This window comes from Flavobacterium sp. CAU 1735 (genome assembly GCF_039888695.1).
GTDB lineage: Bacteria > Bacteroidota > Bacteroidia > Flavobacteriales > Flavobacteriaceae > Flavobacterium.
Genome location: NZ_JBDQQQ010000004.1, coordinates 252,436 through 276,759, shown reverse-complemented (window position 1 = coordinate 276,759; position 24,324 = coordinate 252,436). Strand labels below are relative to the sequence as shown.

Annotated in this window: 18 protein-coding genes; 11 read left to right on the top strand and 7 right to left on the bottom strand. The window is 39.8% G+C overall.

Going from position 1 to position 24,324, the window contains the following annotated elements; all coding sequences use genetic code 11:
• Positions 1 to 222 precede the first annotated feature (222 nt).
• The 6 genes from AAFN64_RS11690 (at position 223) to AAFN64_RS11665 (ending at position 8,838) form a co-directional block, all read left to right on the top strand.
• Positions 223 to 1,293, top strand: coding sequence for a histidine kinase (locus AAFN64_RS11690; RefSeq protein WP_347760566.1), 1,071 nt, complete (start codon positions 223 to 225; stop codon positions 1,291 to 1,293).
• Positions 1,290 to 2,054, top strand: a complete 765-nt coding sequence (locus tag AAFN64_RS11685) for a LytTR family DNA-binding domain-containing protein (RefSeq protein WP_347760565.1) — start codon at positions 1,290 to 1,292, stop codon at positions 2,052 to 2,054. Before AAFN64_RS11690 ends, AAFN64_RS11685 begins: the two co-directional genes overlap by 4 nt.
• Before the next feature lie 223 nt (positions 2,055 to 2,277).
• On the top strand, positions 2,278 to 3,432 hold the full coding sequence (locus AAFN64_RS11680) for an efflux RND transporter periplasmic adaptor subunit (protein WP_347760564.1): 1,155 nt from the start codon (positions 2,278 to 2,280) through the stop codon (positions 3,430 to 3,432).
• A gap of 3 nt (positions 3,433 to 3,435) precedes the next feature.
• The gene (locus AAFN64_RS11675; protein WP_347760563.1) at positions 3,436 to 6,588 is read left to right on the top strand and encodes an efflux RND transporter permease subunit; all 3,153 of its coding nucleotides are present in this window, start codon (positions 3,436 to 3,438) and stop codon (positions 6,586 to 6,588) included.
• A gap of 8 nt (positions 6,589 to 6,596) precedes the next feature.
• A complete protein-coding gene (locus AAFN64_RS11670; protein ID WP_347760562.1) occupies positions 6,597 to 8,015 on the top strand; it encodes a TolC family protein in 1,419 nt (472 codons plus the stop codon).
• Positions 8,016 to 8,325: 310 nt separating this feature from the next.
• Positions 8,326 to 8,838 (top strand): contractile injection system tape measure protein, encoded by a 513-nt coding sequence (locus AAFN64_RS11665; RefSeq protein ID WP_347760561.1) that lies wholly within the window; start codon positions 8,326 to 8,328, stop codon positions 8,836 to 8,838.
• A 3-nt stretch (positions 8,839 to 8,841) separates the two neighbouring features.
• On the opposite strand, the gene AAFN64_RS11660 is transcribed toward AAFN64_RS11665, so the two are convergent.
• A complete protein-coding gene (locus AAFN64_RS11660; protein ID WP_347760560.1) occupies positions 8,842 to 9,549 on the bottom strand; it encodes a CPBP family intramembrane glutamic endopeptidase in 708 nt (235 codons plus the stop codon).
• 139 nt (positions 9,550 to 9,688) lie between these two features.
• A complete protein-coding gene (locus AAFN64_RS11655) occupies positions 9,689 to 10,471 on the bottom strand; it encodes a hypothetical protein (RefSeq protein WP_347760559.1) in 783 nt (260 codons plus the stop codon).
• Positions 10,472 to 10,885: 414 nt separating this feature from the next.
• Between AAFN64_RS11655 and AAFN64_RS11650 the strand changes: the two genes are divergently transcribed.
• Entirely contained in the window at positions 10,886 to 11,461 is a 576-nt protein-coding gene (locus AAFN64_RS11650) for a hypothetical protein (RefSeq protein WP_347760558.1), read from the top strand.
• Positions 11,462 to 11,537: 76 nt separating this feature from the next.
• Here the strand turns inward: AAFN64_RS11650 and AAFN64_RS11645 are convergent, their stop codons facing one another.
• From AAFN64_RS11645 to AAFN64_RS11630, 4 genes are all read right to left on the bottom strand, one after another.
• Complete coding sequence (locus AAFN64_RS11645) at positions 11,538 to 12,254, bottom strand: SDR family NAD(P)-dependent oxidoreductase (RefSeq protein ID WP_347760557.1); 717 nt, start codon at positions 12,252 to 12,254, stop codon at positions 11,538 to 11,540.
• Between the two features lie 23 nt (positions 12,255 to 12,277).
• Positions 12,278 to 13,933, bottom strand: coding sequence for a serine hydrolase (locus tag AAFN64_RS11640; protein WP_347760556.1), 1,656 nt, complete (start codon positions 13,931 to 13,933; stop codon positions 12,278 to 12,280).
• A gap of 73 nt (positions 13,934 to 14,006) precedes the next feature.
• The gene (locus AAFN64_RS11635; protein WP_347760555.1) at positions 14,007 to 14,816 is read right to left on the bottom strand and encodes a helix-turn-helix transcriptional regulator; all 810 of its coding nucleotides are present in this window, start codon (positions 14,814 to 14,816) and stop codon (positions 14,007 to 14,009) included.
• Between the two features lie 130 nt (positions 14,817 to 14,946).
• Positions 14,947 to 16,260 carry a PAS domain S-box protein gene (locus AAFN64_RS11630; protein WP_347760554.1) on the bottom strand — a complete coding sequence of 438 codons (1,314 nt, stop codon included), beginning with the start codon at positions 16,258 to 16,260 and terminating at the stop codon, positions 14,947 to 14,949.
• A 441-nt stretch (positions 16,261 to 16,701) separates the two neighbouring features.
• Between AAFN64_RS11630 and AAFN64_RS11625 the strand changes: the two genes are divergently transcribed.
• From AAFN64_RS11625 to AAFN64_RS11610, 4 genes are all read left to right on the top strand, one after another.
• Entirely contained in the window at positions 16,702 to 18,579 is a 1,878-nt protein-coding gene (locus tag AAFN64_RS11625) for a PAS domain S-box protein (protein WP_347760553.1), read from the top strand.
• 26 nt (positions 18,580 to 18,605) lie between these two features.
• The gene (locus tag AAFN64_RS11620; RefSeq protein ID WP_300492075.1) at positions 18,606 to 19,040 is read left to right on the top strand and encodes a response regulator; all 435 of its coding nucleotides are present in this window, start codon (positions 18,606 to 18,608) and stop codon (positions 19,038 to 19,040) included.
• A 403-nt stretch (positions 19,041 to 19,443) separates the two neighbouring features.
• Positions 19,444 to 22,401, top strand: a complete 2,958-nt coding sequence (locus AAFN64_RS11615) for a hypothetical protein (protein WP_347760552.1) — start codon at positions 19,444 to 19,446, stop codon at positions 22,399 to 22,401.
• Between the two features lie 9 nt (positions 22,402 to 22,410).
• The gene (locus AAFN64_RS11610) at positions 22,411 to 22,836 is read left to right on the top strand and encodes a hypothetical protein (RefSeq protein WP_347760551.1); all 426 of its coding nucleotides are present in this window, start codon (positions 22,411 to 22,413) and stop codon (positions 22,834 to 22,836) included.
• Positions 22,837 to 22,943: 107 nt separating this feature from the next.
• Here AAFN64_RS11610 and AAFN64_RS11605 read toward each other — a convergent pair whose 3' ends face one another.
• Positions 22,944 to 24,146, bottom strand: coding sequence for an NAD(P)-dependent oxidoreductase (locus tag AAFN64_RS11605; protein WP_347760550.1), 1,203 nt, complete (start codon positions 24,144 to 24,146; stop codon positions 22,944 to 22,946).
• Positions 24,147 to 24,324 lie beyond the last annotated feature (178 nt).

Here is a 24,324-nt window from a genome sequence, read left to right as displayed (position 1 = left end):
CTGCTACGATAAAATAGGAATTGGTTTTCCTTTTCACCAATAGCGTTTTGTCGTTTCAAAGGCTTTTTTATACGCTTTACCTATAAAGCGTATAATCCGCACAGACCAAGATGTACCTTGCATTCAAAAAACGAGAGTACTGTATGCACGATAGTTATAATGTATTCATGACGGTGTCGTATTTGTTATCTTTGCAATCGAAGCGTCAAATCAGACAGAACCATGATCACCAGTAAAGGAAAAAGAGCGTTACTAATCCTATTTGCTTTTATAGGATCGTATCTGATTTCCTATATGATGGATCCGTATTCGTCGTATTGGACCGATTTTTTTACAAGGTCGCTTTCAGACATTGTAGAAGAATTTGTAGTTTCCATTATTTTCTGTGCCGTTATTTCGGAGCTTAGTTTGTTTCTCGACCGCTGGTTTAACCGGAAAATGCCCTGGACAGTCGATCCTATAAAAAGACTTGTTGTACAAAGTTTTGTACAGATTATCGGCGTATTGTTAGTGACGTTGATTACCCATTTTATTTTCGTATTCATACTGGAAGAAAACGACGTCGAAGCAACCATAAGTGAAGTTAAAGGATATTGGCAATGGATAATCGCGACGGTGTTGACAGCATTAATGATCAGTGCTATAAACACGGGTAATTTTCTGATTACCAATTGGAAAATAACAGCAATGGATGCGGTGGCACATAAAATTAAAGCCGCCGAACACAAACAAGCTGCTGCCGAAGCCGAACTACAGGCACTTAAATTACAATTGGACCCTCATTTTGTGTTTAATAATCTCAGCGTGCTTTCGGAGCTTATCCTCGAAAACCAGCAATTGGGATATGAATATGCCGAAAATCTGGCCAAAGTATACCGCTATTTACTGGTAAATTCCCGGAAAAAACTCATTCCACTTGGAGAAGAATTAAAATTTCTGAATGCCTATCTGTTCCTGATCGAAAAGAGAATGGGACAAGGTGTGACTTTTGAAATAATCGTAAGTCAGGAACATCTAAGATTGCAAATTCCGCCGCTGACATTGCAGTTACTGATCGAAAATGCGTTAAAACACAATCGGACAACCAAAGACCGACCACTGGAAATAACGATACAATCCGATGCAGAGTACCTGACGGTTTCCAATACCTTGTTACCGCTGGTTTCCAAAGCCGATTCTGCCGGTATAGGGCTTGCAAATATCCTGAGTCGTTATTCTTTGTTATCCGCTAAAAAGCCGATTGTGGAAGAAGATACGTTTGTATTCACCGTTAAAGTACCCTTACTCCCATGAAAATTAAAAAAATAGTAATCATCGAAGATGAAAAACCAAATGCGGATCGGTTAAAAAGGTTATTACTGGACATACGACCCGATGCGGAAATTCTGGCGATTCTGGACAGTGTAAAAGAATCGGTAGCCTGGTTGGCATTGCATGAAAAACCGGATATTATCATGATGGATGTACGCCTGGCAGACGGATTAAGTTTCGAAATATTTAATCATATCGAAGTTAAATGTCCGGTAATTTTTACAACGGCCTACGATGAATATGCGGTACGGGCATTTAAATATAATAGCATCGATTATCTGTTAAAACCGATTGAAAAAGAGGAATTGGAAACCGCCTTAAACAGCTATGAACTACATATTCAAGAAGTACAGACGTTAAATCCAATCATCGAAAATCTGCTCACTCAAATACAACCAAAGGAATTCCGAAACCGTTTCCTGTTGCCCTACCGTGATGGCTATAAAACCGTAATGGTGAGCGAGGTTGCCTTCTTTTTTTCGGAACTGAATACAACACAGGCCCATCTTTTTAACGGTGATTTTGAAATCGTAACACAACCCCTGGAAAAATTGGAACAGCAGTTGGATCCAAAACACTTTTTTAGAGCCAACCGACAGTATATTATCAATATGGATTCGGTGGCACTGGTACAAAACTATTTTAACGGAAAACTAAAAATTGTCCTTAAAAAATACCCCGATCGGGAAGTAATTATCAGTCGCGAAAAAGCGCCACAATTTAAAAACTGGATGGATTACTAATGGATCCAAAAATAAAAGAATAACCTCCAAACCATTCGGCTATACAAACTCGAAACGATCCGTATAGTCCGCTGAATTGCCTTTTTCAAAAAACTGGCATTCGATTCAATTCCCTTTAAAAACGGTTCACCGGCAAATTTTTCCGCTTCGTTTAAATAAAAAAGAATCTTCTTTAGAACCGGTTTTTCTTTGTATCAAATTCTCAAAATAATTTCGATACAATATGAAAAAACAAATAACAAAATGGCTTCCAACCGGAAAGGTTGTCTCCCTTTTTTCAGTGCTACTATTTATGGCATCCTGTGGTGGAAAAGGAGAAGAAGGTATGGGCGAAATGGGGCCGCTGGAAACCGATTTTATCCGGTTAACGGCCGGAGAAGCAAACGTTACCAATACCTATCCCGGAAGTATAGAAGGAAGTGTAAACGTTGATATAAAAGCACAGGTAACCGGTTATCTTGAAACGGTTTACGTTAAAGAAGGCGATTATGTAGAAAAAGGACAGCGTTTATTCCGAATAAAAGACGAGGTGTTTCAGGAACAGGTTGCTAATAGCGATGCCGGACTTAAAGCGGCAGTGGCAGCTCAGGCATCGGCCAAAATTGAATTGGAAAAACTAAAACCGTTGGTTGACGGAAAAGTGGTTTCGGATATACAGCTTAAAGAAGCACAGGCCCGATATAGTGCCGCGACAGCTCAGGTGGCGCAGGCGAAAGCTACTTTGGGTTCCTCAAAAATTAATGCCGATTTTACATTGATCAAAGCGCCGGTAAGCGGTTTTATAGGCCGGATTCCAAACCGTATCGGAAACCTGGTTACACCGGCTGATGCGACACCATTAACCACCTTGTCGGAAATCAATACCGTTAGTGTCTACTTTTCGATGAGTGAATCCGATTATATCGCCTATAAAAAAGAGACACATCCAAAGGAAAGCGTTAGCCTGATACTGGCGGATGGCTCAACTTACGAACACAAAGGAAAACTGGAAACCGCCAGTGGTAATATCGACCGTACAACCGGTAGTATGCCTATGAAAGCCCTGTTTGTCAATCCGGATAAACTCTTGCGTTCCGGCGGAACAGGGCGTGTTGTTATTGATCATACAAAAAACAGTGTGATACAGATTCCCCGTACCAGTGTAAAAGATATACAGGATAAGTTTTTTGTATTCAAACTGGCCGACAGTAATAAGGTTGTAATGCTACCCATTCAAATTTCGGGTAATTCCAGTGACTCCTTTTTGGTAAAATCGGGAGTACAAACGGGCGATAAAATTGCCATCAACCGGATTGATGCCTTAACAGAAGGGATGGCAGTTATCCCTAAAATCATAAAAACAAGCAACACGACGCAACAATCGGATAATAAAAAATAGATCATGTTACAAAAAATAATAGACAGACCGGTACTTGCCACGGTAATTTCCATTGTTATCGTCATATTAGGGGTCATGGGACTTACGCGACTTTCGGTGACGCGATTTCCGGATATTTCGCCACCAACCGTTTCGGTTTCCGGTTCCTATCCGGGCGGTAACAGCCAAACGGTAATCCGTTCGGTAGTAACGCCGCTGGAAGAACAAATCAATGGAGTGGAAGACATGCAGTATATTAAATCGACTGCCAGTAACGACGGAAGTTTTTCGATTTCCATTGTCTTTAAACAAGGGACAAATCCCGATCAGGCGGCTGTAAATGTTCAAAATCGCGTACAACAGGCGACACCGATTTTACCTGCCGAAGTAGTGCGAATGGGATTGACCACTTCCAAACAGCAGAATAGTATGATCATGATTTTCAACCTGTATACGGAAGACAATGAAAAATACGACGAAACCTTTTTACAAAACTATGCGAATATCAATCTGATTCCGCAAATGAAAAGGGTTCCGGGAGTGGGACAAACCCAGATATTCGGAAGTAAGGAATATTCCATGCGGGTTTGGCTGGATCCGCGTAAAATGGCCGGATACGGATTGGAACCTGCCGATGTAACGGCTGCCATTGCCGACCAAAGTCTCGAATCGGCTCCCGGAAAACTGGGAGAAGAATCCGATGCCGTGCTGGAATATGTGATGCGTTATAAAGGAAAGAAAAACGTCCCGGACGATTATGACAATATCGTTGTTAAAAATAACGGAACAAACCTGATACGCCTTAAAGATATAGCCCGTGTCGAATTCGGTTCCATATCCTATGGCGGGAATAATACCTCAAACAGCCGAAATGCCGTAACGATTGCGATAATTCAAACCACAGGATCGAACGCAAATGCCATCGAAATCGGTATTGATAAAGAATTGGAAAAACTGTCCAAGTCGTTTCCACCGGGTATTAAATACGCCAAACTGGTTAGTACCAAAGAAAAGCTGGATGCCGCTACGGGTCAGGTAAAATCGACTTTAATAGAGGCTTTTTTACTGGTTTTTGTGGTTGTATTTCTTTTCCTGCAGGATTTTCGTTCCACATTAATACCGGCCATTGCGGTTCCGGTAGCGATTGTAGGTACTTTTTTCTTCCTGTTGATCTTTGGTTTTACGATTAATGTACTGACCCTTTTTGCGTTGGTATTGGCCATTGGTATTGTGGTCGATGATGCCATTGTTGTTGTAGAAGCGGTCCATAGTAAGATGGAAGGAAGTTCCATGACCGGAAGAGAGGCTACACATAGCGCAATGAGCGAAATTACCGGTGCCGTTATTTCGATTACCCTTGTGATGTCGGCTGTATTTATTCCAATTGGATTTATGCAGGGATCGGCTGGGATTTTCTATAAACAGTTCGCCTATACGCTGGCGATAGCCATTATTATTTCGGCTGTAAATGCCTTAACATTGACTCCGGCACTTTGTGCACTTTTATTAAAAAATACCCATGCGGGACAACACGAAGGAGAAGAAGTACCTAAAAAAGACGGATTTGGAAAACGGTTCTTTACCGCCTTTAATGCAGGATTTTCGAATCTAACCGGACGCTATATTAAAACGATTAGCTTTTTGGCTGCAAGAAAATGGTTGGCCGCGGGTTCTATTATTGCACTGTTTGTTGTCGCAACCTGGTCCATTACGAGTACGCCCAAAAGTTTTGTTCCAATGGAAGACGACGGAATGTTTATGTATTCGCTTGCCATGCCACCGGGTACGGCACTCGGGCCTACAACCGAAGTGATGAAAAAAATCGATACGTTGCTTTCGCAAGTGGAAGCCGTAGAAGACAATACCGCCATTACAGGATTTAATATATTAAGTAATAGTTCCGGACCGTCTTACGGGGTGGGTTTTGTAAAGTTTAAACCAACCGAACAACGCGGAGCCGTTAAGGATATCGATGCATTAATGGGCATAGTCAATGAAAAGCTGAGTCATATAAAAGAAGGTTCGCTAATGGCCATGCGATTGCCGCCGGTAGATGGTTATGGAATGACAAGTGGAGCCGAAATTGTACTTCAGGATCGAATGGCCAGAGGACCGGAGGCTTTAAAAAGCAAGACCGATGAGGTGATCGGGCAGTTGATGCAGGTTCCCGGGGTTCAGTTTGCCTATACTACGTTTCGCGCGGATTATCCGCAGTTGGAATTGAATGTAGACGAAGATAAAGCCAAACAACTGGGTGTTAGTGTAAGCGGTATGCTTAATGTAATCCAGTCGTATTTTTCCGGAGATCAGTCACTGAATTTCTCCCGATTTGGAAAGTTTTACCGCGTCAATATCAAAGCCGACGGTGTATTCCGAATGGATGAACAGGCTTTTAATGAGATTTTTGTCCGCAACAATCAGGGGCAAATGGTACCGGTAAAAACGATGGTAACACTGGAAAAAGTCTACGGACCGGAATCGGTGAGTCGCTATAATCTTTACAATGCCGTAACGATTAACGTCAATGCCATGCCGGGTGTGAGTAACGGAGAATTAATGACCCGTATGGAACATGTACTCGATAACTTGCCTTCGGATTACAGCTACGAATGGACCGGTTTAAGTTTGGAAGAAAATGAAGCCGGTAACCAAACCATGATGATTTTAGGACTTTGTTTGTTGTTTGTTTATTTCCTTCTGGCGGCACAATATGAGAGTTACCTGTTACCGTTGGCGGTGTTGTTATCGATCCCAACCGGTATTTTGGGAGCCTATTTGGGAATTAAAGCAATCGGACTGGATAATAATATTTATGTCCAGGTTGGACTTATTATGCTTATCGGATTACTGGCTAAAAATGCAATTCTTATCGTGGAGTTTGCCGTACAACGCAGAAGAAGCGGGTTGTCCATTAAAGAATCGGCTTTTGAAGGAGCCCGTGCCCGACTACGGCCTATTATTATGACCTCGTTGGCATTTATTGTGGGGATGATACCGCTAATGTTGGCTACCGGTGGTACGGCTACCGGAAACCGCTCCATCAGTACAAGTGCGGCGATGGGAATGTTAAGCGGAGTGGCTTTGGGTGTTTTTGTGATCCCATTATTATATATGCTGTTTCAATATCTGCAGGAAAAACTCTCCGGACAAAAACAGGGTTTCGATACAATTAAATAAAAAGAAAAATGACACAATCATTGATTATAAAAAAACTGGTTCCGGGATTTCTGATGCTACTACTGGTTTCGTCTTGTGTGGTTGGAAAAAAATACAAACAGCCGGCACTCGACCTGCCAGAAAAATACCGGACGGAATTACAACTCACCGCCGATACGATTCAGTTACCGTGGAGAACATTTTTTAAGGATAAACAATTGATCACTCTGATCGAGAATGCCTTACAAAAAAACAATGAAATAGCGGTTGCTTTAAAAAGCGTCGAACAACTGGATCTGGCTTTTAAACAAGCAAAACTGGAATGGTTGCCTACACTTGAGTTAAGCGGAAGTGCCAACCGTACCTGGCAGTCTAAAAACAGTATGAACGGCTCGCTGATGGGACAGTTTGTAAGTACGCCATATATCGACGATTACACGTCCGGCTTACGTCTGAACTGGGAAATGGATATCTGGGGGAAAACTTCGATGATGAAAGCCGCAACCCGGGCCGATTATTTCGCACAGCGGGAAAACGTATCGGCTTTAAAAACCCGAATCATCGTTCAGGTGGCTCAGGCCTATTATAATTTGTTGGCTTTGGACGAACAGATAAAGATCGCAAGATCGAATATAGAATTGAGCGATCGTACGTTACAGATTATGCAATTGCAATATGACGCGGGACAAATTAATTCTCTGGCCGTACAACAAGCCGAAGCACAAAAGAAAACGGCCGAAATGTTACTGCCGTTAGCAATGCAGCAAATCGCCGTACAGGAAAATGCCCTGAGTATCATATGCGGTTCCTATCCGGATAGTATTGCCAGAGCGGAAAGTCTGAAAAAGGCTATTCCGGAAGAGCTTGCAACAACCGGAGTTCCGGCCGCTTTGTTAAGTCGGAGACCGGATGTAAAAGCAGCCGAATATGCCGTGATGGTCAGTAATGCCAAAGCAGGTCTTGCCAACGCTGCGATGTATCCCAGTTTGAGTCTTGCGCCGCAAATAGGTACCAATGCGATGCAATTTAAAGATTGGTTTGACTTACCGGGATCGTTTACCAAAAATATAGCGGCGAATCTTACACAACCGTTGTTTCAGAAAAAAATGCTGCGAACGGCCTATAAAACCGCACTGATCGAACAGGAAAAAACAGCGATTCAGTTTAAGCAAACGGTGCTTCAGGCGGTAGGCGAAGTTTCCGATGCGATGGCAAGATCAAAGGGAGCGTCGCAACGATTGTTATTGGTGGAAGAAAAAGGAATTGCGCTGAATAAAGCAACAAACGATGCGCTGAAGTTGTATGCAAATGGGATGGCCAATTACCTGGAAGTGATTACGGCACAGAATAACAAATTGCAAAATGATCTGGAAACGATTGCGATTCATCTGGAAAAATACAATGCTATAACCGACCTGTATCGCGCTTTGGGCGGTGGTGTCGAATAATCAGTTAAAAAACAATAAAAAATACATGGGGATGGAAAAATAAGTTTGTTTTTTTGATTGATTTTTATTGGGAATTATTCCCGCCGAAAAGTGGTAAAGGACTCGAAATGTCCTTTGCCACTTTTATTTTTTAGACCTTGAAAAATAGAAACCAACGGAAGGTTTTATCGGTAAAAGGATTCCATTCACAATATATTGATTGTGTCGGATTGCGATCGGATAGCACCATCAAAACAGGTGATTTTACGTAACGATACGCGAATGGTTGCTACTACTTTTGAAAACTTTTGACCCCTAAAATTAAAACATAATGTCAACAACTACATTACCTACAAATAATGCCGGAATGGTTTTAATAAATGCCTATTTTCCGATGCTTTTAGATCGATTAGGACTTATCAAAAATAAGGCGTTTACCTCGGAAGAAAATCGCGAAAAAGCGGTACTTTATCTCAACTATCTGGCAACCGGCCGTCAAAATGCTGATGATCATCAGTTGTCTTTAAATAAAATACTTTGTGGTATTGCTCCGGATACCGTTATAACACAAACGATTGAAGTAACCGATCAGGAGGAGCAGCTTATGAATGGATTGCTTAAGACTATGATCAATTATTGGCCCGCTATCGGTTCGAGTTCGATTGCCGGTTTCCGCGGAAATTGGCTGATTCGAGATGGAATGCTAACCGATAAAAGCGAACGTTGGGAGTTAAAGGTTGAAAAAAGAGCCTATGACATACTGATTAATAGAGCTTCTTTTTCTTTTTCAATAATTAAATATCCCTGGATGATCAAACCGGTATATGTGGAGTGGAATTATTAGTGTTTAGGTTGTACGTTTAAAAGTTTTGTTCCAGGTAATTAACAACAGCATAAAGGTAACAAAGCAGATCACAGCGGCCATATTGGTCTGAATAATAAAAGCATGTAGGGTCGCGGCAACCAGTATCGATTGGGTGCGCCTAACGGCAAATGTCAGTATAAAAGCAAAAACAATACAGAAAGCCAGAAAAATCCAAAATCCGCCATACTGATCAAAATTATTAAAAATTAAGAGATGCCATATTGCCCAAAATATACCCGAAATAAGACTTTTTAAAACATAATGCATATTTCCCAGACTTTCGATCAGGTAACCACGCCAGGCATATTCTTCCATCAGGTTGTAAACAAGCGCAAACGAACAAATTAATAAAGCCCATATATGTTTGTCGATACCGTTACTATTACTAATTCCAAATCCGGCATAGCATAGTAATAATATAAATGGAAATAGCAGACTTTTGATTTTATGGTTTCCCAATAGGGTGATTTCCTGCTTTACGCCGCTAAATTTATAAAATAACAAAGCCGTTAGCAGGGTGACAATTCCATGATTGTAATTAAAAGTAAAAGGAATGTCGGTAATACGGGTTAGAATCAGGTTCAATACGTTCGGAAGTTTTCGCGCAAAATAAGTGCCCACCAGTATAATTCCGTAGAATAATAATATTCGTAGCCAGTTTATTTTTTTGAGTTGTTCCAGGACTGTCATAGTAATGTCGTTTTTTACAAATATATCCCTTAATAGAGAAAAAACAAGTTTTTATTTGATACGATTATTGTCCGGATTTTATATTGGGAAAATCCGGACAATAGTATCGTGAAAATTGTTATAATTCTGATTTTAAAAATTAAAAACAAAGACTTATTGCGGTATTTTTAGGAGAAGAATTACTTTTAATCCATTCGTTTACAGTAGTTTTTGGAAGTCTGGATAGAGGTTGTGCAACTCGTTGTAAGTTACTGGTTGGCAGATTATAAATAGTATAAGCTAAAGTATAATCCTGATTTCCTTTTATATGAGGTTGACCTGCACTGATTTCCATATCAAAAGAAGTACTGTAAAAACAGATGTCGGCATTCTGGTTGGTTTTATTCCGGATTATTATTAATACGAATTTGTTTTTATACGTATTCGTTTCGGCATTGAACGATTGCGTCTGAATCAGTTCCCGGACAGAATTCCGGATTTTTATTTTATCCTCATTACTATAATCCGAAAAGAGTGTCATAAAATCATCAATAATTTTTTGATAGTTTTTATTGACAAAATCTTTCTGAATGGAGTTACCGTCCATTAGGTTCAAAAAAGGTGCCGTGTATAAGTGGTGCGAGTAAGGTTCGATAGCTTTGAATAAAGCATTGGCATTTTGAGTATCCGGGTAAAAATCGGATCTCGTTTGAATCAGTTTTAGAATCGTTGCAACGGCTACCGGAAGATTTTTAGGATTGCTAAATATTTCTGTTCCGGAAGCGTTCGGATCACTATCATCCGATCCTAGGAAAAGGGCTTTACAACACGCTCGTTCGGTTCCCGAAGCTTGTGCTTTTAGCATTGAAGGAGCCGAAAGATTCGCTTCGATCCATTCCGCTATGCTTGTCTCTGTTACTGTAAGTTCTGTTTGATCGTTCATATTTGGGTGTATTAAATTTATAAGTTATTGGATTCAGACTACTGTTTAAAACAGTATAGTATATGCAGAACAAAGGATCATTTTTTTTCAGAACCAGGTTAGGATGTAATTACCTGTTTTTAAATTGACTTGGTATAACAAAAGACCATCCGTAGATGATCTTCTTGCTTTTTTTATTGCCGGTTTTGTAGCTATCGCTAAACGCAAACAGAATCAACCGTAAGCCAGAGTGACACCCAATCAAAACGACTGCTCGGTGTTTTTTTAAGTAACGTAATTCATATTTATAATGTTGATACGGTACACAACAGTATTTTATGGACTATCGATAGATAATAGTAGTCTTTTACGGATAATTTTTCCGATAATTCTTTAAATATATTTAAGTTTGCCGGCTAAAATTTTAAGCCAGTAATGAAACGATTGTATTTTGCGATTAGTCTTTTTTTATTTTCCGGAGTGGTATTGCATCCGGTATTTGCACAACCCAATAAAGGGGAATTTATTAATGCTTCTGTAGGACTTGGTATCGTATCGCCATACGATACAGAGACTAGTATGAATGGTACGGGATTTTATGCTCAGGGTGAATATGTTTGGTGTCCGCGGAGCTGGTTTGGAGTGATTCCTTATGCCGGAGTGGTAATTGCTTCGGCCGAGTCGGAAGAAAAAGATGCGAATCAGGAAGTATATAGCCTTAAAGCCAATGCTGCTTTATTGGGAACAAAGATTCGGCTTGCAGCACCCATTCCTTATGTAGCACCTTTTATTGAAGTTGGAGTAGGTGTGTCTGTGGGTTCTTTTTATACGTATACCAAAGAGGATTATTACCGTAAAAACGGATTACTAATGCACGTTCCTTTTTCATTAGGATTGGCATTAGGGCGTAAGCATAATGTCGAAGTAAAATTTGCGTATTATTACCATGAATCGGTAAGGCAAACTTCGGGTGCAGCTGCAATTGGAATTTCCTTTCCACTAGAAGATTAATCAATATTTCAGGACTTTTTATAGAAGATTTTCCAAATGGAATTACCATATAAAGTCCTGAATATACAATCAATAATCACATCTTTTTATAAAGACTTCGCGGTAGTGCTTTTAGCAGTATTGCGATTAGGCGCCATCTTTTTGTGATATAAACCACCTCTTTTTTTCGATTTATCGCACTATAGATTTGTTTTGCGGCTTTTTCGGGACTGGAAACCCAAAACTGACCGTCGCCTTTGGCCATGGCAGTATCCACAAAGCCCGGTCGGATGTCTGTGATACTAATTTTATGTTTGCTTTTGTTGGCTTTTTGGCGTAAGCCTTCCAGATAGTTTATCTGATATGCTTTTGAAGCATTATAAGCCGGAGCAAGAGAACTTCCCCGTAATCCGGCTATAGACGTGATGACCGCCAGATGTCCCGATTGTTGTTTTTCGAAATACCGAAATGCCCAATCTGCGATTTGGGTAAAACCGATGGTATTGGTCATAATCGTGTGGTGTCCCAAAGCGAAATCCAATTCGGGATTCAACTCACCGGTTCCGGAACTGAGTACCAATAAATCAAGACCACCGAGTTGGTTGGTGAGCACTTCCAATTGTTCACAAAGGTTATCCGTTTGTGTAATATCCATGGCTGCGATTTCAAAGGCTTCGGGATGTTGTATTTTCAGGTCGTTTAATAATGCTGTTCTTCGTCCGGTAATCCCAATTTTATAATCGTTTGCGGCAAAAAGTAGGGCGAGTTGTTTTCCGATTCCTGATGTGGCTCCTATGATAATTACTTTTTTCATCGATTGATTTTATACGATGGCTATTATTGTGCGATCATGGCTGGTAACAGGAATTCCTGCATCATCCGGCGTACCTGTGGATGAGCGTAAGGTTTGTTGTAGGCTGTGGCTGTGATAACAATCACAAGAGGGACGTTTTGAAAAATATAGACTTTATTACCGCCGTTTCCACTACAGGCAAAGGCTTCATAATCTTTCCCTTTTATCGTAAAGCTTTCTTTCCAGAACAGATAACCGTATCCCGGTGTGTTGGGATCTTCCGGGAAATAATTGGTAAAACTTTTTTCAACCCATTCTTTTGGAAGCAGTTGTTTTCCGTTCCACAAACCTTTGTTGGCATATAATTGTCCGTAGCGTGCCAAATCCAACGTTCGCAATTGTAAGCCGCCAGCCGTATTGGCTACGTTTTGAGGCGTGTATTGCCATTGGTAGCTTTTAATTCCCAGCGGATTGAATAGTTTGGTCGCAGCGTAGGATTCCAGTCCTTTAGGCACCCGTTGGTTTAGAATATCGCCCAAAAGGACTACTCCGGCTGTAAAATAATCCCAATTTTTCCCGATTTGTTTTTCGGAGTCCATCGGAAGGTCTAATCCGAATTTAACCCAATTGTCTGTCGGATACATATTTTCTTCGTTACCCGGTGAATCCGGATTCTGATCCGATCCGTCAAAACCGGAACTCATCGTAAGTAAACTTTTTAAGGTGACGTTTTCTTTTGAAATAGAATAGTGCGCAAAGTCTTTTAGCTTGTAAAACTGATTGAGGGTTTGCTTCTCGTTTTTAATATAACCGTCCCGTATGGCGATTCCCATAAGGGTGGAAGCAAAGGATTTTCCAATCGATCGGGTGTTGTGAAGGGTGTTGCGATCGCTACCGTTAAAATATTCTTCAAGTATTAATTTTCCGTTTTGGATTACGACAATACTGGTGATGTCTTTAAAACGTTTTTCCTGAATTTTTTGGTTTAAAAGGCGGATCGTAGTAGTGTCGTAGGTAGCGGTTGCCTGTGGCCAGTCACTTTTTGGGGCGATTTTCTGAATAGCAATCTGATTTTCAGATAATGAAACTATCGGAGCCGTTACGATAAGACTTCCCTTTGCGATTAATGTACCGGTTTTGATAGTTGTACCGGATTTCAGATACGGGCGTATCTCGATCGTAAGTTTGTGTTTTCCAGAAAAGAAAGCATCTTCGCCACCACCGTTAAAAAAGAAGCGTGACCATAAAAATCGTCCCCAGGAATCTTCACCCGATTTGCTGATAAGCGGAATCTGAAACGTGGTTCCTTTGGTTTTACTTTGAAGTGTTCCCGCACCGGTATTCAGGTTTTCGGTATAAAGTAGTTTGTCGTCGGCATAAAACGAAAACTGGAAATTTCCACTTTGAACTAATTCGTCAACGGTTAGATTTGTGTTTATTGTATGTAGAAAATTAACCAGCGAATTGTCCATAAAAACACGGAGGTATAAATCATTTCCGTCGCTATTCTGAAACGATTCCAGAAAATCGGATTCTGTTAGTTGTTCCGATGGAATGGATTTGGAGAGGAAAACAATCTTTCCAATGTTCTTTTGGTATAGGGGATTGGTATTTATTTCGGGGTTGGTAATGTTGTGTTGTGCCGTGACGCTAAACGATAATCCTAAAATAGTGATCATACACCAAAAGTATGCTTTCATCCTGAGTTTGTTTTTTGATTTGATGATGTAAAAATAAGGAATCGTTTTTTTTGAAAATAGCATGAAATTAACATCAGAAGTGCATTCGTTTGCGGAAAGCCAACGGTGTTATTCCCATGTTTTCTTTAAAACAGCGGATAAAATGACTTTGATCGGAAAAGCCGGAATCCAAAGCAATGTCCGTAAGTGATTTGTATTTGTCCGGTAGTAAGGCAAGCGATTTTTCCACTTTTAGTTTGCGGATATAGGTACCAAGGGAACAGCCAAAATACTTAGGGAAATAACGGGAAATATGAACCGGATGTATCCCTAATAGCGCGGATAGTTCCGAAAGGGAAAGGTCTTGGAGGGTATCTTCGTAAAGTATTTCCTGTAGTGGTTTTATCCAATCCGGACGCGAAACAGCATTGGTTTTATTTGCGCCTTTTATGTTTTCCAATACTTCAACGAGAAGTATGTCTGTGGCCAAATGACTGGTTGTGTCGTGTAGCCTACTTTCATTAAAAAGCTTATAAAACAAAAGTTTTATCTCCGGATTTTTTACGGCAAAGCTTCCCTGTAGACAGTCGAGCGACAAATCGAATCGATCCAGCCAGTGCTGTGCTATTTCAATATGAAATCCACGGGTAAATCCAGGTGGTTTGAGGTTGTAATGAGCATCGTCCCAATTATGAAAAAGCAGGGAACCCGCAGTGCATTCATAGATTTCTTTCCGGTTGCCTTCGAGAACTTTTCCCTGAATGATAAATGTAAAATAGGGTTTTTCGTGATAATGCCAGTCTACTTTTTCGTGTGTATATTCGGTATCGGTAACCACAAGACCTCCCCATTCAAGGCGACTGTTGGTTTCTCCGAAAAACTGTCCTGTTTTGAGCTGTTTCATCTGTTTAAAACGGACTGTTACTTTACAGTACGTTATGGGATAGCAATATAAGGAAATTTATAATTTTTTGTAGGCTAATTATACCTGTTTCCCGGTGTTGTTTTGGGCAATTATAAAAGGAAATCGTTGCTTAGCTAAATCCGTTTTTAAGGTTTAATGAGGTCCTTATTTCCATTTCGGTTTGTTTTACAATTTGAGCCACAACTATATCGAGTTCTTCAGCGGAATGGTTGAGGTAGAAGAGGAGTTCTTCCAATTCGGGGCCTTCAACAGGGTCTGATTTGATCAGTTCGGTGATGCCCATAATCCGGGATAGCGGATTGCGGATAACATGGGATTGCAGATGCGCAATTTCCCGGAGTTTTTCATTCTTTTGTTCAATGGCAGTGATGTATTCGGCTTCCGAAGTAATGTCTCTCACAATAGCAAGTCGTACCCAGGTTCCGTTAAGTCGGATGTTACTGGCATTGATGTCAACTTGAATACGCTCCCCATTCTTACAATAATGTTCGTCCCGCTGGTGTACGTAATCCTGGCGTATTTTGTTTCGAAAAGCGGCTTCGTCACAGCGTATAAGATCCGTTATTTTCATATTGAGAAGTTCCTTAATGCTATATCCGTAGCAGTCTACCGCACTTTTGTTTACATGTTGCATCCGGAGGCTTTGCGGATCGTAAATCAGCATCGGTAGCGGATTAAAAATAAACAGGCTTTTATAATGGGTCACGGCATCTTCCAATAGATTTTCCCGATTAATCTTTTCCTGAACTTCCTGGCGGAGTTTCTGATAGAGGCTTTCCGATTTTAAAATGGTTTTTTCGAAACCGCGGATGATATATAAAATAACAGCTACCATAACCAGATTCGAAAATATAAAATTAAAGGAGTATAAAACCCATCGATCCGGAATGTTGTCGCTCATTAATTCAAGCCGATTTACCGGAAATCCTTCATATAAGGCAATACCAAACGAGAGACAGATTACGGCATTGACCGCAACCGACAAATAGGCCATTTTTTTTGAAAACAAAAGCGTAACAAATACGCTGAGCAATAGAAGAAAGACCGTTCCGAACATTAGCGAATGCAGCGTTACGATTTTTATAATCGAGAAAGTCAGCATTACCATAACACCGAAAAGTTTTTTAACCCGGATGTCCAGTTTTTTATGCAAAACTACAATCACTATGGAGGTAAATGCCGACAGATCAGTTATGGCTGTCAGATAACTGCTGTGGTAGCACTCGATAATCACATTAGGGATCAGTGCAATGATACCGGTTGGAACTGCAAATTTTATGATTTGTGTAAAAAAACGGTCTTTCCACATCTCATTTCGGTTCGGATATTTCTTTCCGGTAAGCGTTCCCCGGTTTATAAAAACGGAGTAACTTCTCCATAATTTTTCGAGGTGCCTGATTATAGGGGAAGCGCTAGTTCTCATGTTGGGTTTGGTAAGGCTCAATTTTACGAATAAATTCTGTATCTCGTTATGGCAAAAAGAACCATTTATCCTAAAAATATCAAGACCTGAAAAAATAAGAATAGCATGTTGATTAACAGGAATTTATTGTTAAATTGTAGCGTAAGAATGAATCATTGCGGACTTTACTATCGATGGTAATTTAACGGATCGATTAAAAAAAACACATTCGGAATGCCAACTGATACCCAAAATGTTCGAAAGTTTATCGGAAATAGTTGACAGGATCAAATGTCTTAAGCAATTAAAAATGTATCTTTCGCCTATCGGGAGAAGCATCCGGCCTTGATTCAGGAGATTTGAATCTTTTACATTAAATGAACAGGGATACGATAAAAACGATGACAGTACTCGGAATATTTTACCGGGACTGTTTGTAGTTTGTTAATTAAAAAAAGAGATATGCATTCAGCAGAACTTCAGAATATGTGGAACGATGCGATATTAAGCAGTATGCAGAATATCGGAAAGGAAGGTGTATTTATTGTAGATTTTGAAGGAAACATTGTTCGGGCAAATAAAAATGCCATGATTACTTTTGGTCTTAACGATGAAAAGTATCAGGGGAGAAGTTGTTTTGAATTGTTTCGGTTTTCTTATGCAGAAGACAGAACACCACTAGACCAAAAAGAATTGCCGTTTTCGATTACGTTAAAAGGCGGAAAAACCATAGAAGATCAGATACTGGGCGTAACCATAGCGGATAAGCCACTTGCCTGGTTGTCGATTAGTTCACAGCTCATTACGGTTTCGGACATGGAATATGTTATGATCCGTTTTTTTAATGTGACCGGAATTATAACCAAAAGTCAGAAATTAGAGAAACGGAAAAATCAATTGGATGAGATTTTGGCTTCTATAGACGATATGATTTTTGAAGTAAGCGCCGCCGGAGTAATCCTAAATTGCTGGACTAACGATAAAGATCAGCTTTTCTACGAACCGTCACTATTTTTGGGGAAAAATCTGGAAGCACTGTTTCCAGGTGAACTTGGGCGTTCTTTTGTAACATTGATCAAAGATGCTCTAAGCAAAAATAAATCACTCAGTATGGACTACCAGTCACCCGTTCAGGTCAATAGCGGGTTGTGGTACAGAATGCAGGCACGACCCATTTATTCATCAAAAGACAAAGCGGCGGTAGTTATTACCGATATTACGAACCGAAAGAAAACGGAGGAAGCGGTTCGGATCAACGAACAAAAATTCAATCAGGCATTTCTGCATTCGGGATTAGGAATGGCTTTGGTCGATACCGATGGCCATTGTATCGACGTTAATAAAACCCTGACCAAGATGCTGGGTTACGATCTGTCTGAAATGTCACGGATGAGTTGCTGCGAATATACCCACCCGGACGATTTGTTGCTTATTGAGGAAAACATAAAAAAGCTAAAATCACTCGAAAGCGAAAGTTTTACGATCAAGAAACGCTATATCCATAAAGAAGGGCATTATATCTGGTGCCTTCTCACCATGTCGACTGTTTTTAACCAACAAGGCGAGCCCGTTTTTTTTATTGCTCAGGTTCAGGATATCACCTTGTACAGTAAATATGTACAAACATTACAGCGCAATAACCGACAATTGGAGATTGCCACAATCGATCTGGAAACCAAACTACGGCAATTGGAAGAATTCAATCAAATTGTAGCGCACAATTTGAGAGGACCGGCTGGAAATATCCAGATGTTGGTTGCCGAAATTGAACATGCTGAAAATGAAAACGACAGAAAAGAATGCCTGCAACTCCTGCAATCGTCCAGTGACGGCCTTATTGCGATTATGGAGGAACTCATTGAAATACTCGAAGTGAGAGGTAGCAAATCGCTTCCTTTTGAAGAATGTAATTTCGAACGCCTCTATAAAAAGACGATTCAGCAGTTTTCAGCAGAAGTCTATGCCAAAGGTGCTGTGATCGAAACCAATTTTGAAGTCAATTCGATTTCCTATTCGAGAATCTATCTGGAAAGTATTATGCATAATTTGATCAGTAATGCATTAAAATACACCATACCGGGTAGGAAACCACATATTTATATCAAATCCTATATAGAAGAAGGAAAAAGCTGCTTGAGTGTTAGTGATAATGGGGTAGGAATTGATCTCGAAAGACATGGAGCACATATATTCAAATTCAGGAAAACCTTCCATACCGGATACGACAGTAAAGGTATCGGGCTTTTTATGACAAGACATCAGATTGAGTCATTGGGAGGACGAATATATGTGGAAAGCGAACCGGATAAAGGAAGTACCTTTTATATCCAGTTCAACTGATGCGTAAGCCCTAAATATCCCTTTATATGACAAATTTACGTATTGCTATTATCGACGATGATTCGATATTTCGTTTTATCTTCAGTAAGATGGTAAAGAAGTTTCCCGATGTCCACACGGAGGTCATCGGTTTTGAAGATGGCCTTGAAGCCATCAATTATTTTCAGTCGAATGAAAAAAAGAGTGAAACCTGGCCGGATATGTTGTTTGTAGACATTAATATGCCTCAAATGACCGGTTGGGAATTTATGGATGAAGTATGCCGTTTGGAATTGGATTTTGTAAAAAACATTCCCGTTTTTATTCTGAGCTCTTCGACAAGCCTTGCCGATATCGAAAAAATAAACGAATATCACTTTATCGATGATTATTTGGTAAAACCATTAAAAAAGGCAGCATTTATGGAACTATTACATTTGTATTACCATAAAACTGCCGGAACCATAGGGAAACCCGAATAATCACTTTTACTACTGCAACAACCAAAAAAAACACCCGATAGGATTTTAAAACCCGATCGGGTGTTTTTTGTATGCCTAAAAAAGGATCTACCGCAACTACAGAATTGTCCTTCTCAAAAACTATTAATTGCAATAAAAAAAAGTGAATTTTGACTCCGAAATAAAAAAGTACTGAAAAAAAAATAAAGAGCCAAAAACAATAATTTACGCATTCAGGACATCATTACCGGGACGATAAAACGATCCGGGTTTGCATAAGAACTCTTATGTCAATTTCAGCAAAATAATAAAGCCAGTCCGGTTTTATTTGATTTTCCAGAACTAAAAAGGCCACCAAAAGTGCAACAACCGGAGTTGCATTTTATAGGGCAAAAATAAATATGTCCAATCAAAAATTGACGGTATGAAAGATACAATACCTTTAGATAAAGAAAATAACCCACAGCAGACAGAGCAAAAGAAAAGACAGACGGAGTCGATACCATTGCGTACACCCGAACCTGGAAAAAACAACGCTCCATCCCAAAATACAGGAGCTCCGGGAACGACAAGCGAAAGTGGCAGCAAAGGACCGGGAAATAATCCGGCACCTGCGACTCATGGAACGAATTCTGCGTATACGGATGGCTCGACGAAAATGCATACAGAACTTCAGGAAAGTTTGCAGCAAACCGGAAATTTAAATCATCCGGATACGCAAAAAAAAGAAATGGAGTATAAAAAGAGCCTGAAAATTGATGAGTTACGAAAGTATAATGATATAAAATCGGGTGAAGGGAATGCAAAAACGACAACCATGCAGCCTGTCAAAAATGCTACTGAACAACAGCAACAACAAATCCCCGAATTTATACCGCAAGCTCCGGCGATCACTGGGAAATTCCGACCACCGGTAGTGTATCGGAACAAGGGCCAGTATACCGTCGATTTTAATGCAAATCAAACCGATTATGACGGCTCTTTGATCACAAGTAAAGAGCAATTTAATACATTCATCACGCGGGTTCTTAATGAGTCTGATGTCGTATTGCCCGAAGATAAACCGAGAAGCGCATCGCTTACGGGTAATTTTGATCAAAGCATTGAAAAGCTACTGAAAGAAGGGAATACCATCACCTACAGACCAAGTTCTAACGAGAGTAAAATAGAAAAACAAACCAGTACCGAAAAGAGTGGTACAGGACAAGGAACCGGTACTGGCCACGAAAATGGTACGGGTACGGCTAAACCTAAAAAAACAGCAGAAGAATTACAGGAAGAGTTTAATGCCTTCCCGGAAGCCGTAAGAAATCTTATTCGTACATCCGAAGAAGGAGGCTGGGTAACACCGGAAGAAAAACTCGAAGTTGCACAATATATATTCGACAACCTTACCGTTTTGGAAATGCTGGATTATGCCAGTAAAACCAGTAAAAGTACGATGAGCCTTTTTGAGTTTAAGGCGTCGATACAAAATTATAAAGGAGATAAAGCAAACCGGGAATCTAATCAAAAAGTAAAAGCTGATCTGGAAAAAAAACTCGGTACCGCCAGCTTTAAAGAGTTATACAAGCTTTATAAAGATTATGTTTTTTGGGTAGGACAAGCCAGTACAAGTGCGGCTATAAGTGGGATGAATAATCCTCAAGCTGGTCCGGATATCGGTAGTACGATGATCATGACGGATAAGGCGGAGATTCTTCGTAAAGCTTTGGAAAATGCAGGCTATAAAGGCGGTATATCGGAATTTGAAAAACTGATTCATCAATATGAAGCCGCTTTCGAGCAGGAGGCACTTTATACCGCTATTGATCAGCTGCAGAAGTATAAACATATCTTGTTTGAAGAAAAAAACAAACTCGAAAGTCCAGCCTATTTACAACAATTGCTCAATCAGCTCAAAGGGACTGGTGCTAAGCAAATGTATCAGGCAGGTAATTCGCAAATTGCTGGTGCATCAAAACTCCACAAAGATGCGGATGGTTTTGAAGTGCGGGTAGATTATGGGGAACGTGATAAAGGACAACAAAAACTAGATAAAGCCGACTCGCTGGTAGGAACTATAAATAACGATCTGGTAAAAGAAAAACAGTTTGATAAACCTGCCTTTGCTGAAATTTCGGATACCGCCAGACTTAAAGCGTTTTTATCAGATTATATTCGAGAGAAAGAAGAAAGTATCGATAATATACAGCAAAAAATAATCCAGAATCCGGAGGCAATTTATGGAATGGATTTGCTGTATAACAGCTGTAAACAGGCTCAGGGTATCGCTCCGGGTTCGACACTCGATGCGATTTTGACGGATAAAAAAAGCCAGATAGAAAAATTTGAGTTTATAAAAAATCTTGCCATCGCTTTTGGTGCGATTGTGCTTACGATCGCTTCGGCAGGAACCGGTTCGTTGGCATTGGTAGCCTTAGGTGCTAATTTTGCCTTGAGTGCCTATACCGTATATGAAACAATAGAAACCTATAAAACCGAAAAAGACGGTTATAATGCTGGTTTATTGAGTGATGATCCAAGTTTGTTATGGGTGGTTATTGCTATAGTGGGTGCGGCTGTCGATGCAGCAGCTCTTAAAAGTGCCTTTAAAGCGGCAGAACCGTTAGCGGATGCTGCAAAAGAATTTAATAGAATTAAAGATGTTACAAAGCTGGAGAAACGACTTGAAGCGATTACAGAGCTGAAAAAAGAAGTACGCGCCAATATTGTAAAACAAGCGAAGGTAGAAGCGCAATATGAGCGTGTAATGCAAGGCATAGCACAAGCCAAAAAGCTTACCAATGTTACGATACCTGGACTTCTGCAAACCGGAGAGCTTTTGACACATCTTGTATTTGCGATTAGAAAAGGAATACTTACATTTGAAGGAGTACTGTTGGAATTAAAAGCCGCTCGTCTGATCGAGGATTTGGGCACATTAAGCAAAGCGGATATCACTACTCTGGAACAAGCCTTTGCCAAAGCCAAAACGCTGGCCAAAGACGATAAGCTGGCTATCGAATTGGAGCAGGCATTGGTCGATCAGGATTTTACAAAATTAAAAAGTTTGCTGGATGAATTTAATGTGACTTATGGCAAAAATATGCTTGAGAAATTTAAAAAACATTCCGCTCAAATAAGAAGAGTTGCCAAAAAGTTTGACATAGAAATTCCAACAAGTCCAACGAAAATTGAAACCCAAAAAGCGATGCAGAGTTTTGTAGAAAAGGTAGTGATTGAAGGCGAAAAAAGACAGGGTGAATATATGACTTTAGGAATATGTAAATGGAGTAAGCTTGATGATGGTATCGTCGTACAAAAACTAGATGGAGAGTTTGTTACATTTTTAGATTATTCGCTAGGCGGTGTTTCAAAACAATGGGATAACATAAAATAACAAAATAAGATGGAAAAATTATTAGGTGTAAATATTACGAATCTAAAGAAAATAATAGTTGTTGAGCAGGATGATAAAACAGAATTGATTGATTCTATTTTAGTAAATAATGATTTGGTTTCGTATCAAATATATACGAATCATACTGGAATATATGTGAATACAGTTTACAACACACAAGATATTGTTGTTGATGGAGAATATGATGTTTCAGCTATTTTATATGAAACGATTTTAAATGTTGAGAATTTTAATATTGATAGTATAGAATTGTTTTGGGATGAATATAAAACCTATTTATTAGGATTTATATTAAAATCGAATTCAAAAGGCTTATATTTTATTAATTTGGGTGATGAACTTATTTTGGAATCCGAAGAAGACTTTTTTACTAAACTAAACAATGCCACTAATTTTCAGACCGAAAAAATATAATAGCACTCTAAATTTTAGAATAAAGCATTTTGATTCTGCTACAAACTAAAAACACCTGACAGGTTTTCAAAACCTGTCAGGTGTTTTTTTGTATATAAATAGCGGTATTATTTACCGTCTACATAATCCTGAAGATAGCTAAAACGTTCGGTTAGCTTTCCACCTTCGGTTATTTTAGCGCGCTGTAAGATACCGTCTTTGTCGTTATTATAAAAAGCCGGAATTACATGTTGCAGGAACATTTCGCCAAAACCTTCACTGGCATCTTTTGGTAATTCGCATGGCAGGTTGTCTACCGCCATTACGACAATCGCCCCCGGATGGTTCACATCCACTTCCTTGCCTTCACTTGGATAATAACCGTAAATCGGCTCGGCTATCGTTGAAGCGCGTAATGTACAGGCAATTGGTCCTTCTACATCACAGGAGATATCGGCTACGACTTTGATTTTGTTATCCGGAGCATTTAACATCTCGCGGGTTAAAATCACCGGAGAGCCGTTTCCATAAAAGTGACCCGCCATAAAAATATCGGATACTTTTGTAAAACGTTCGAAATCGGATATATAATCCTGCGGATTGTGGTAGAAATCCTGATTGTCCAGTTTTTGTCCGTCTTTACGTTTGTTATAATCCAACACGTCGATTTGGGTATAAACCGGAGTGGCAAAATTTTTAGTCAGATAATCTTCAATTGAAACCTGCTTGATTTTCATCGCGTCCAGGATTTCCTTAGCACCCATCCCTACTTTTCCATGTCCTGTTAAAACGATTTTAATAGGGGGTAAAAGTGGTCTTCTCAGGCGTTCCACCAAAGCCGCTTTATCGGCTAAAGTTTCGGCTTTAGGAAGGTTAAAAAGATCAAATTTAATTCCGAAAGCTCTAAAACCGTTGTAAGCGCCCACAATTCCGGCATAACGACCAAAACCGATTAATCGGTGGTTCGTTTCGTTTACAATCGTTTCATGATCAATCAGTCGGATGTTTTTCTCCAGACAAGCCACCAACAGTTTTCTGTTATACGGTTGCTTTTTGATGGTATGCGAAAAGAAAAAATATTTTTTATCCGGGATCAGGGCATCAACCGGTACTTCTTTTACACCTAATAACACGTCGCAATCGCTCATGTCTTCGGTTACTTCAAAACCAAGGGCTTTGTATTCTTCGTCTTTAAAAATCCGGATATCGGATGCTTCAACTTTAATTTCCGTCTGCGGGTAGTGTTCCTTTAATGTAACGAGTTCTGTAGGCGAAAAAACCACGCGTCTGTCCGGCGGATTTTTTCGTTCCTTAATAATTCCAATTTTCATTTTACAGTAAGTAGCTTTGAGAAATTAGCATCAAAACAGTAAGAAAACTGTTATTAATGTAACTCTCGATGGGTTGTTTAGTTTGTTTTTAATAAATAGTTCCCAAATGTAACATTTAAAGAATAGTGTTGCAATTATTTTTAATTGAAAATTTAATCATTTATATTTGCGGTCTGGT

What these genes read in the sequence shown, in the direction of transcription:
- AAFN64_RS11615 (WP_347760552.1), top strand. Translation starts at nt 19,444, where the DNA reads ATGAAAGATACAATACCTTTAGATAAAGAAAATAACCCACAGCAGACA.
- AAFN64_RS11630 (WP_347760554.1), bottom strand. Translation starts at nt 16,260, where the DNA reads ATGAGAACTAGCGCTTCCCCTATAATCAGGCACCTCGAAAAATTATGG.
- AAFN64_RS11605 (WP_347760550.1), bottom strand. Translation starts at nt 24,146, where the DNA reads ATGAAAATTGGAATTATTAAGGAACGAAAAAATCCGCCGGACAGACGC.
- AAFN64_RS11645 (WP_347760557.1), bottom strand. Translation starts at nt 12,254, where the DNA reads ATGAAAAAAGTAATTATCATAGGAGCCACATCAGGAATCGGAAAACAA.
- AAFN64_RS11680 (WP_347760564.1), top strand. Translation starts at nt 2,278, where the DNA reads ATGAAAAAACAAATAACAAAATGGCTTCCAACCGGAAAGGTTGTCTCC.
- AAFN64_RS11690 (WP_347760566.1), top strand. Translation starts at nt 223, where the DNA reads ATGATCACCAGTAAAGGAAAAAGAGCGTTACTAATCCTATTTGCTTTT.
- AAFN64_RS11670 (WP_347760562.1), top strand. Translation starts at nt 6,597, where the DNA reads ATGACACAATCATTGATTATAAAAAAACTGGTTCCGGGATTTCTGATG.
- AAFN64_RS11655 (WP_347760559.1), bottom strand. Translation starts at nt 10,471, where the DNA reads ATGAACGATCAAACAGAACTTACAGTAACAGAGACAAGCATAGCGGAA.
- AAFN64_RS11685 (WP_347760565.1), top strand. Translation starts at nt 1,290, where the DNA reads ATGAAAATTAAAAAAATAGTAATCATCGAAGATGAAAAACCAAATGCG.
- AAFN64_RS11635 (WP_347760555.1), bottom strand. Translation starts at nt 14,816, where the DNA reads ATGAAACAGCTCAAAACAGGACAGTTTTTCGGAGAAACCAACAGTCGC.
- AAFN64_RS11610 (WP_347760551.1), top strand. Translation starts at nt 22,411, where the DNA reads ATGGAAAAATTATTAGGTGTAAATATTACGAATCTAAAGAAAATAATA.
- AAFN64_RS11675 (WP_347760563.1), top strand. Translation starts at nt 3,436, where the DNA reads ATGTTACAAAAAATAATAGACAGACCGGTACTTGCCACGGTAATTTCC.
- AAFN64_RS11640 (WP_347760556.1), bottom strand. Translation starts at nt 13,933, where the DNA reads ATGAAAGCATACTTTTGGTGTATGATCACTATTTTAGGATTATCGTTT.
- AAFN64_RS11660 (WP_347760560.1), bottom strand. Translation starts at nt 9,549, where the DNA reads ATGACAGTCCTGGAACAACTCAAAAAAATAAACTGGCTACGAATATTA.
- AAFN64_RS11620 (WP_300492075.1), top strand. Translation starts at nt 18,606, where the DNA reads ATGACAAATTTACGTATTGCTATTATCGACGATGATTCGATATTTCGT.
- AAFN64_RS11625 (WP_347760553.1), top strand. Translation starts at nt 16,702, where the DNA reads ATGCATTCAGCAGAACTTCAGAATATGTGGAACGATGCGATATTAAGC.
- AAFN64_RS11650 (WP_347760558.1), top strand. Translation starts at nt 10,886, where the DNA reads ATGAAACGATTGTATTTTGCGATTAGTCTTTTTTTATTTTCCGGAGTG.
- AAFN64_RS11665 (WP_347760561.1), top strand. Translation starts at nt 8,326, where the DNA reads ATGTCAACAACTACATTACCTACAAATAATGCCGGAATGGTTTTAATA.